The organism is Gluconobacter sp. GP1 (genome assembly GCF_032913585.1).
GTDB lineage: Bacteria > Pseudomonadota > Alphaproteobacteria > Acetobacterales > Acetobacteraceae > Gluconobacter > Gluconobacter cerinus.
This window is the reverse complement of sequence record NZ_JASGXC010000002.1, coordinates 391659-401791: the sequence shown is the minus strand read 5'-3', so window position 1 is coordinate 401791 and position 10133 is coordinate 391659. Positions and strand designations below refer to the sequence as shown.

Here is a 10133-nt window from a genome sequence, read left to right as displayed (position 1 = left end):
TTCCGTCAGTTTACGCGATAATAGTCAGCAATGCTTACCAATATAAAAAAACCAGCCTCATAACGTCACTTTTCTTGCGTCTGTGTCACATTTTATAGGTCCGATACGGACCAATCAGGCTTTTAGCTGGCGATAAAGCTTACAGATGCTTCCATTCAGATACCCCGGAACCACCATTCCCAGTGATGCAGGATGGATTCCGAGTGCCTGCAAGGTCTCAGCTCCCGGCTGCACGACATTATCGACAGACATCATGGCCACCTGGTCCCGCGTCAGCAGATGGCCGGGCAACTTCTCCAGAACAGTCGCCTCAAGGCGGGCTACCACTTGCGGGATCGGGAACAGAATTCTTGTACGACCCGACGCTTCGAGTACGAATGCCATAAGCTCACGCATACTCAGGATATCGGGACCACCGGCCTCAACGGTTAGACCTGCACTCTCCGGCTGCAGAAGTCGTAGCGCTGCTTCTGCAACATCTTCCACAAATACCGGCTGATAATATGTGCGACCAGCAAAAACCGGCAAAACAGGCGATAGCGCTGCGATCAAGGCAAACAGATTGAAAAAGCTGTCGTCCGTCCCGAACACCACAGACGGGCGCAGCAGACGCGCATCAGGGAAAACGTCCCGTACGACACGTTCTGCAGCTGCTTTACTCCGACCATATGCCCCTGGAGACGTCAAAGAAGCACCGATGGCAGACATATGAACGTAGTGCTTCACACCTGCCAGATGAGCCCGCACAGCTGCAAGCCGAGCGCCCTCGACATTAATGCGATGCAGAGTCTGCACATCTGGCGTCATGACAGACACAAGATTGATGACAGCGTCCACACCATCAAACAGACGATCAAGCTGCGCTGCATCATTGACTGACGTTTTCAGGAATTCGACGCGCCCTGTTCCACGCGCCTTTCCAAGCCCCTGAATTTTTTCGGGATTCTGACTTCCCACACGAACGACATGCCCCGTGGCAACCAGCTTTCTCACCAGACTGCGCCCGATAAAACCACCACCGCCAATGACAGCGACCTTCTGCTGCCCGGCACCCGAAAAAAGTTTTTCCATTTCCCTGTTTTCTTTCATTCCAACTGTTGACGCTCTCATTCAGTCAATGTAAACGCCTCTTCACCAACCCGGGATGCCTCAGGAAACTGAAAAAACCCGGTGCTTTCTGAGCCCAGATGGCGGAATTGGTAGACGCGCAGGTTTCAGGTACCTGTGTCCGAAAGGACGTGGAAGTTCGAGTCTTCTTCTGGGCACCACAGACGGTCAGGTTCACAAGAACCTTTCCCTCTGAGTTCATAAAAATTCGGTGACAACAAAATGAGCCAGCAGAACGCCATCCATCTTCATGACGGCGACCTGCCGGAAGATTTTGATATTGGCCCTGTTGTTGCCATAGATACCGAGACCATGGGTCTCAATCCCTACAGAGATCGCCTCTGCCTTGTGCAGCTTTCCGCCGGTGACGGTGAAGCACACCTCGTGCAGATCAAGCCTGTCTCCATGGGTGGCCGTGGCTATGATTGCCCTAATCTCAAAGCCTTCCTTTCGGATGACTCGATCACCAAGCTGATGCACTTCGCCCGCTTTGACGTGGCCGTGCTCCAGAGGGCCTTCGACATCACGATCTCTTCCGTCATCTGCACCAAGATCGCTGCCCGCCTCGTCTATACGTTCACGGACCGGCATGGACTGGCCTATCTGTGCCGCGACCTGCTTGGCGTCGAGATCAGCAAGCACCAGCAGAGCTCGGACTGGGGCGCTGAAACCCTGACGGACGATCAGAAGCGCTATGCTGCATCTGACGTGCTTTATCTCCATGCCCTGTGGGACAAGCTTGAAGCCATGCTGATCCGGGAAGAACGGCGGGAGCTGGCTCAGGCCTGCTTCGACTTCCTCTCAGCGCGCACCCGTCTGGATCTTCTGGGCTACGACGAGCCCGACATCTTCGCACACCGCGCGTAATCGCCTACACTGCGCCCCGACATGATAAACCCGGCTACCTCGCCCCTTCCCTCGGCCCTGCACACTCTTGCTGTCGAGCGACAGGGGCTTGAAGCGCTCGAAAGCGCCCTCGGCGGCGCTTTGGGCCAAGCTTTCCGCCACGCCATCGAGCGGATCCTTCTCTGTTCTGGCCGGCTGATTGTCACGGGGATCGGAAAGTCCGGTCATATTGGTCGCAAGATCCAGGCCACCCTTGCCTCTACCGGAACTCCCTCTCTTTTCGTGCACCCAGCAGAAGCCGCACATGGTGATCTGGGCATGGTGGCGGCAGGGGATGTCATCCTTGCTCTCTCGAATTCCGGCGAAACCACAGAACTTGCCGCAATTCTGTCGTATGCGTCGCACAGACAGCTGGATGTGATTGCCATAACATCCGTCGAGACCTCGGCTCTGGCCCGCGCCGCCAAGATTGCTCTGGTTCTCCCTCCCGCCAGAGAAGCCTGCCCCATGGGGCTGGCACCAACCACGAGCACGCTTCTTCAGCTTGCCCTTGGAGACGCGCTGGCCATCGCTCTTCTGGAAAAACGCGGCTTCACAGCCAACGACTTCAGCGTGTTTCACCCAGGCGGCCGTCTGGGAGCGCGTTTGCGCCCAGTGCGGGAGCTGATGCACACCGGAGAGGCTCTTCCACTTGGGGAAAAATCTCTCTCGCTTCGTTCGGTCATTCTGGAAATGACGCACAAAGCCTTTGGCTGCATGGGCGTGACAGACGAAAATGGCGTGCTGTGCGGTCTCATCACGGATGCGGATCTCCGACGGGCCCTCCACAGCGATCTTGACACGACCACGGCGGAAGAGGTCATGAATCTCTCTCCAACCACGACAGCCCCCTCGACCCTGGCACAGGACGTCCTTCTCCTTATGAATGCACGCTCCAAACCGATCACGAGTCTTTTCGTCGTTGGAGAGGACGGACGCCCACAGGGCATCATTCACCTGCACGATCTTCTGAGGGCGGGCCTGGCATGACCGACTCGCCCAAGGATGACAAACGCCCCAAACGGGACGACTTTTCAGGGAACCGGAGCGAAAGCCTCGCCAAGCTTGATGCCCTGCGCCGTGCAGCATTCCAGAAAGTACGCACCGCCCCAAATCCGGAAGAGCTGGCTCGCCGCCGCTCTCTTCTGGGGTTTGCCAAATGGGCACTCCCGGGGCTTGCCCTCGTTCTGCTGAGTTCAATTGCGGCGTGGCCCGAGATCTCTCATCTCGTCAATCAGAACCGCGCCGCTCTGAAAGAAATGGCCCGCCTGCGCGTTGAGAGCGGCAATATGGAAAATGCCGTCTATCGCGGCCTAGACGCCCATAACCACCTGTACATGATCACGGCACGCGTTACGCATCAGGAAGGCCCGGACCGTGTAGATCTGGTTGACCCAGTGGCGGATATCGAACTGGCAGGCAATTCCTGGGCGCACATCAAGGCGGACCGTGGCGTCTACATGCAGCACGAGCAGACCTTAAATCTGGACGACAACGTGGTGCTTTACCGCGATGACGGGACGCTCATGAACGGCCCTTCCGCCGATATGGACCTGAAGCAGGACGTTATTGCATCCCGCGACTGGGTCCATGCCGAAGGCCCATTTGGCAAGCAGGACGCGCAGGGCTATTTCCTGGACCAGCATGCAGGTATCATGCAGTTTACAGGGCCGGGTCTGACGGTCCGCAACGACGATAACGGCCCCCCTTCCATGGCGGCCCGCCTCCGCCAGGAAGGAGCCAAGACAGAGAAATGATGAGCCGCATCGCCAGACTGCTTCCCGTTGCAGGACTTCTCCTCGCCACTACCGCCACACCTGCCGCTTATGCGGATGGGCTGGATATGTCTCACGGCGAGGCCGTTAAGCTGTTCTGGAAAAGCGAGGAAATCTACGACCGGAACGCCCAGACAGTTACCTTGACCGGCGGTGCCCGTGCCGTGCGAGGGGATGTAACGGTCGATGCCGATACGCTGATTGGCTATCTGCGCAAGAAAGCGGCTCCCCAAGGACAACCAGCCGCACCGCCGCCGGCCACAAATGGACAGACCGGTGAAGCCGACCCGATGGGTGGCTCCCTTGAGCTGTACCGCATCGAAGCCCGCGGTCACGTCCATATCTATAACCAGACGGACCAGGGCTGGGGCGACCGTGCCCTCTACGACATGGATCAGGCCGTCATGGTCATGACTGGCAAAAACCTGAAGCTTACGACGCCGCAGGATGTGCTCACTGCACGTGACGTCATGGAATATCATTCCAAGACCCGCATGTCGGTCGGCCGTGGAAACGCAACTGTCACCACCAATGACGGGCGCCAGATCAAGGCTGACGTGCTGGTCTCCTTCAGTGCACCGGACACTCCTGCACCAGCAGGACAGGCCCAGCCGGCGAAAAGCGACGGCAGCCCTCTCGGTGGCGGTTCTTCTAAACTGGATCGTGCTTATGGCTGGGGCCATGTCGTGCTGCGCACCCCTACCCAGACAGCAACCGGGGACAGAGGCGTCTATGTCTTTGCCAGCCAGATTGCCCGCCTGATCGGCCACGTGCATGTGACGCAGGGCCAGAACCAGAACAACGGGTCTCAGGCTATCGTCAACATGAAGACCGGCATTGCCACGATGCTGCCAGGATCTGACTCTCCTATTCAGGGACTAGTCGTTCCAAACGAAGCCAACAGCAGCCAGGCACCAAAGTGACAGACACATCCCCCTCATTTCCCGTGCTCCAGACCGGTCTGGTCGCCAGCGGGATCGGCAAGACCTACAAAAAGCGGGCTGTCGTCAAGAACGTGTCCATTCAGGTTCAACGCGGTGAGGCTGTTGGCCTGCTCGGACCGAACGGCGCAGGCAAGACGACAAGCTTCTACATGATCGTCGGACTGGTCCAACCAGACACGGGCACCATTACGCTGGATGGCGCAGACATCACCCAGTTGCCAATGTATCGACGGGCGCGTCTGGGTGTTGGTTATCTGCCACAGGAAGCCAGCATTTTCCGCGGCCTAAACGTCGAACAGAACATCATGGCCGCGCTGGAAGTGATCGAATCCGATCCGGAAAAGCGCGAAACCATGCTGAACGGCCTTCTCGCGGAGTTTGGCATTACGCACCTGCGTCACTCACCCTCGCTGGCACTGTCCGGTGGTGAGCGTCGCCGTCTGGAAATTGCCCGCGCCCTGGCAAGTCAGCCGAACTATATCCTGCTGGATGAGCCTCTAGCCGGTATTGATCCTATTGCCGTGGGCGAAATTCGCGATCTTGTGTCTCACCTCAAGGATCGTGGCATCGGCGTGCTGATTACGGACCATAACGTCCGCGAAACGCTCGAAGTTATTGACCGCGCCTACATCATGCATGGTGGTCAGGTTCTGATGGAAGGCACGCCAGAGGCTATCGTCGCCAACGAAGATGTGCGCCGGGTCTATCTTGGAGAGAACTTCTCGCTCTAATCTGACGGGATGCTCAGTCCCGGTCTGATACAGCGCCAGTCACAGTCGCTCGTCATGACGCCACAGTTGCGTCAGGCGATTGCGATGCTGCAACTGGGCCATCAGGAACTGACGCAATCACTTCAGCAGATTGCGGAACTAAACCCCCTTCTCGTTCTGGAATCCACGGACACTGCTCCCAACACAGAGCCCGCTGATTCTGCATCTGACTTGCACGACGATGACCCCGAACGCTTTACGTCGGGTTCGGAACGACCGGAGACTGCGGCCCCCGGCCCCACACTTCATGATAATCTGATTGCCCAGATCCACCTCCGGTTTCCCGTCCAGCAGGACTGTGCCGCCGCTCTTTATCTTCTGGCTTGCCTCGATGAGGCCGGACGATTGCCGGAAGCAGTTTCAGACCTTGCGGTCGAACTCGGCGTCGAACCCGCTGCTCTTGAGACTATCCGCCAAATTCTGATGCGACTGGAGCCTGCTGGTCTTTTTACACGCTCTTTAGAAGAGTGTCTGGCGGTCCAGGTGGAACAGAAAAACCGGCTAGACCCCGCCATGAAAGTTCTTCTGGCCAATCTCGATCTTTTAGCCCGACGGGACTGGCGGCTGCTCCGCCAGAAGTGTCAGCTCGAACAGGACGACCTGCTCGATATGCTCGCGGAAATTCAGGCCCTCAACCCCAGGCCGGGCTTTGATCCGCGCCAGCCAGTCTCCCCCATTCAGCCAGACCTGATCCTCCGCAAAAATGGTCCAGGGTTCCGCCTGACATTTAATCACCGTCTGCTGCCGCACTGTCACGTGGATCTGGAGATGCAAAGCGCGCTCGACAGTTCAACAGACGCCGGGCGACAGCTTCTTGCTTATGCAAACGAGGCCAATGCTGTCATCCGCGCGCTGGAAATGCGTCGCCAGACTATTTTGAAGATTGGAGCCGAGATCGTCCGTCAGCAGGCGGCGTTCTTTGAAGAGGGCCTCGCTGCTCTCCGCCCCCTCACCATGCGCGACCTCGCCACAGGCGCAGATGTGCATGAAAGCACGGTCAGCCGGGTTGTGAACGGGAAGTACATAGATACACCCCGCGGCATTCTTCCGCTTCGTATGTTTTTCTCTACGGCTCTTCAGGCCAGCGATGGCTCCACGCAAAGTGCCAGCGCCATTCAGCACCGTATCAAAACGCTGATCGCTTCAGAAGGCGATGGCATCCTGTCAGATGATGCCCTGACGACCCAACTTCAAAAAGAAGGGTTCGCCATCCAGCGCCGGACAGTGGCAAAATATCGGGAAGGCATGGGGATCGCAAAATCCAGCCAGAGGCGACGCCTGAGGAAAACCTCCTGACGTCCCAACCCGCTTAATGCAGACCCGGCGCTTCCTGACCTGTACGCGCCACATATTCCGTATATCCGCCACCATACTGGTGCACACCTTCCGGCGTGACTTCCAGAACGCGATTAGACAGGGCTGCCAGGAAGTGACGATCATGGGAAACGAACAGCATGGTTCCGTCATAGTCTGCGAGGGCTGTGATCAGCATTTCCTTCGTAGCCATGTCCAGATGGTTGGTTGGCTCATCGAGTACGAGGAAGTTCGGCGGATCAAAGAGCATCAGAGCCATGACAAGGCGGGCCTTTTCGCCACCAGACAGAACCCGGCAACTCTTTTCCACTTCGTCACCCGAAAATCCGAAACCCCCAGCGAGCGAGCGTAGAGCGCCCTGATTGGCCTGCGGGAACGTATATTCCAGCATTTCAAAGACTGTTCGGTCGCCATCAAGAAGGTCCATGGCGTGCTGGGCAAAATACCCGATCTTTACATTACTGCCAACGGTCACGGTTCCGGAATCAGGCTCCGTTGTTCCCGTCACAAGTTTTAGCAATGTGGACTTGCCGGCACCGTTCACACCCATGATGCAGCAGCGCTCACGCCGACGGATCATCAGATCCAGTCCGTCATAAATCGTGCGGCTGCCATAGCGCTTGTCCACGCCCTGAATGTTGACCACCACGTCTCCAGACCGCGGCGCAGGTGCAAATTCGAAGCTCATGGCCTGACGACGCTTCGGCGGCTCGACACGATCAATCTTATCCAACTTCTTCACACGGCTCTGAACCTGTGCGGCATGAGACGCACGGGCCTTGAAACGCTCGATAAAGTTGATTTCCTTCGCCAGCATCGCCTGCTGCCGCTCGAACTGCGCCTGTTGGTGCTTCTCGTTCAGCGCCCGCTGTTCTTCATAGAACTCATAGTCGCCGGAATAGGTCGTCAGGTTGCCGCCATCAATCTCGATCACCTTGTTGATGATGCGGTTCATGAAGGCACGGTCATGAGACGTCATGAGCAGCGCGCCATCATAACCGGACAGGAACTGCTCCAGCCAGATCAGGCTTTCCAGATCAAGATGGTTACTTGGCTCATCGAGCAGCATGATGTCAGGCTTCATCAGAAGGATGCGAGCCAGAGCCACACGCATCTTCCAACCACCGGACAGGCGCCCGACGTCGCCATCCATCATTTCCTGGCTGAAGCCGAGACCATGCAGAACCTCACGCGCCTTGCCATCCAGCGCGTATCCGCCAAGATCCTCAAAGCGGCTCTGCACTTCGCCAAAGCGCTCGATGATGCTGTCCAGCTCATCCATGCGCTCCGGGTCCGCCATGGCTGCTTCCAGCTCAGCCAGTTCCGACGCAACTTCCGAAACAGCCCCTGCCCCGTTCATCACTTCCGCCACAGCACTATGGCCAGACATCTCACCCACATCCTGGCTGAAGAAACCGATGGTCACGCCACGATCCGCCAGAACATTGCCCTCGTCCGGCTCTTCCTGCTTCGTCATCAGCCGGAACAGCGTGGATTTTCCGGCCCCGTTCGGCCCGACAAGACCAACTTTCTCGCCCTTCAGCAGAGCGGCCGAAGCCTCAATGAAGATGACGCGCTGGCCGTTATGCTTGCTGATGTTGTCGAGACGAATCATGGTTCCTCGGAGGCACTGGGAGCTGGGAATAAATGGCTGTCGGGACTTACCCTTATCCCCGCATGGGCGGAACCCCTAGAAAGGCCCCTTCATCCCGATACACCTTACATTTATGACGTCATAAGCCTCGGTGTCAGATCATGAGCGGCACTCTCCTGGATGGCACCATCCCATCTCCCTGACCCGGAACCTCCATGCAATGTGATCCCCTCGAAAAGCCAAGACATTGAACCACGCAGGGAATACCGCTTTTAAAACATTATATGTGTGATATGTGCACTCAATATAACAACAAACCCCTATCTCTCATGCTGACACCAGCGTGAAGGGAGCGGATTTTTGTCTTTAGCGCTCAATCCAGTTCCGTGAGGCAATCTGTGGCCAAATCTGACCCCATCGTCCAACTCCCGGACGGCTTTTACCTGAACCGCACGCCCATTCTGGCCTTTGGGCTCCTGTGTTGCCTGTTTTCCCTCTGGGGCTGTGCGATGAGCCTCAATGACGTGCTGATCGGGCAGTTCCGCAAAGCCTTCATGCTGTCGGATTTTCAGTCAGCCCTTGTGCAGTTCTCGTTCTACATCAGCTATTTCGTGCTCGGCATTCCAGCAGGCATGATCATCAAGCGCTTCAGCTACAAATGGTCGATCCAACTCGGGCTGCTCCTGTATCTGCTCGGCTGCTGCCTCTTCTTCCCTGCTGCCCATTTCGCGACATATCAGATCTTTTTCGTGGCGCTTTTTGTCGTCGCGGCGGGATTGGTCTTCATCGAAACTGCCGCCGATACCTATTGCACCCTGCTCGGCCCTCCGGGACGCGGAACGCACCGCCTGAACTTTGCCAGCGCATTTCAGCCGATTGGTGCCATTCTTGGCTCCAGCATGGGGGCCTACCTGATTTTCAAAGATGGTGATCTGTCACGCGAGCAGCTTTCCGCCATGCCAGCCGCTCAGGCCTGGCAGCATCAGCTCGGCATGATCCACGCCACCCTTGAACCATATGTCTATATTCTCGGCGTGCTGCTGGTCGTCATGATCGCGATTGGCGTCACGCGTTATCCTGCCTGCAAAGGGCGCGATCAGCAGCGCAGTCACGAACTGGATACGGCCGGCGCCCTCAAACGGCTGTTCGCTAACAAGCGCTTTGTCCTCGGTATCCTGACACAGTTTCTGTATGTCGGCGCACAGGTTGGCGTTTGGAGCTTCATCATCCGCCTTTCCATGCGGCTGGGGCACATCAACGAACGACAGGCCTCCGTGTACCTGATCGCCTCATTCTGTGCGTTCTTTATCGGCAAGCTGGTGGCCAACTTCTTCATGCGGCACGCACGCCCGGCACGCGTTCTGTTCGTTTATAGCCTGCTCTGCATCGTTGCGCTCGGCTATGCGGTGATGGTGCATGACTTCACGGCTGTGTACGCGGCCATCCTCGTCAGTGGACTGCTCGGCCCCTGCTGGCCAACCATCTATGGCCTGACCGTCGATGAACTTGGCCATGACCGCGCATATGGCGGGTCCATTCTGGTCATGAGCATCAGCGGCGGTGGAATCTTACCGCTTTTGCAAGGCTACATCTCGGACGCTACCGGCGGAAACATGCAGCTTGCATACATCGTGCCGATGGGATGCTTCGTCGTGATTGCAATGTTCGCGGCGTACTGCATGAAAAGCGGCGACGAAACGGCGGAACACGTCGTGTTCGACGCCACGCTTTGATCCACAAAAAA

9 protein-coding genes and 1 tRNA gene are annotated in these 10133 nt (G+C 57.3%); 8 read left to right on the top strand and 2 right to left on the bottom strand.

Translation table 11 applies throughout. The features are described 5' to 3' along the window. Positions 1–114: 114 nt before the first annotated feature. Positions 115–1071 carry a complex I NDUFA9 subunit family protein gene (locus tag R5H23_RS06465; protein WP_317214856.1) on the bottom strand — a complete coding sequence of 319 codons (957 nt, stop codon included), beginning with the start codon at positions 1069–1071 and terminating at the stop codon, positions 115–117. Positions 1072–1181: 110 nt separating this feature from the next. On the opposite strand from R5H23_RS06465, the gene R5H23_RS06460 reads away from it, so the two are divergent. The 7 genes from R5H23_RS06460 (at position 1182) to rpoN (ending at position 6777) form a co-directional block, all read left to right on the top strand. Beyond that, positions 1182–1268 (top strand) — tRNA-Leu (locus R5H23_RS06460). 61 nt (positions 1269–1329) lie between these two features. Further along, a complete protein-coding gene (locus R5H23_RS06455) occupies positions 1330–1974 on the top strand; it encodes a ribonuclease D (RefSeq protein ID WP_317214855.1) in 645 nt (214 codons plus the stop codon). Positions 1975–1995: 21 nt separating this feature from the next. After that, positions 1996–2982 carry a KpsF/GutQ family sugar-phosphate isomerase gene (locus R5H23_RS06450; protein WP_317214854.1) on the top strand — a complete coding sequence of 329 codons (987 nt, stop codon included), beginning with the start codon at positions 1996–1998 and terminating at the stop codon, positions 2980–2982. After that, the gene (lptC, locus tag R5H23_RS06445) at positions 2979–3749 is read left to right on the top strand and encodes an LPS export ABC transporter periplasmic protein LptC (RefSeq protein WP_086634478.1); all 771 of its coding nucleotides are present in this window, start codon (positions 2979–2981) and stop codon (positions 3747–3749) included. Before R5H23_RS06450 ends, lptC begins: the two co-directional genes overlap by 4 nt. Beyond that, entirely contained in the window at positions 3746–4690 is a 945-nt protein-coding gene (locus R5H23_RS06440; protein ID WP_317214853.1) for an LptA/OstA family protein, read from the top strand. Before lptC ends, R5H23_RS06440 begins: the two co-directional genes overlap by 4 nt. Next, positions 4687–5442 (top strand): LPS export ABC transporter ATP-binding protein, encoded by a 756-nt coding sequence (lptB, locus tag R5H23_RS06435; protein ID WP_046899759.1) that lies wholly within the window; start codon positions 4687–4689, stop codon positions 5440–5442. The genes R5H23_RS06440 and lptB overlap by 4 nt, the downstream gene beginning before the upstream one ends. Before the next feature lie 9 nt (positions 5443–5451). Further along, positions 5452–6777, top strand: coding sequence for an RNA polymerase factor sigma-54 (rpoN, locus tag R5H23_RS06430; protein WP_317214852.1), 1326 nt, complete (start codon positions 5452–5454; stop codon positions 6775–6777). A gap of 13 nt (positions 6778–6790) precedes the next feature. Here rpoN and R5H23_RS06425 read toward each other — a convergent pair whose 3' ends face one another. Further along, positions 6791–8410 carry an ABC-F family ATP-binding cassette domain-containing protein gene (locus R5H23_RS06425; protein ID WP_317214850.1) on the bottom strand — a complete coding sequence of 540 codons (1620 nt, stop codon included), beginning with the start codon at positions 8408–8410 and terminating at the stop codon, positions 6791–6793. Between the two features lie 377 nt (positions 8411–8787). Here R5H23_RS06425 and fucP point away from each other — a divergent pair, with 377 nt between their 5' ends. After that, positions 8788–10122: an L-fucose:H+ symporter permease gene (fucP, locus tag R5H23_RS06420; RefSeq protein ID WP_317214849.1), complete on the top strand. Its 1335-nt coding sequence runs from the start codon at positions 8788–8790 to the stop codon at positions 10120–10122. The last annotated feature ends 11 nt before the right edge of the window (positions 10123–10133 follow it).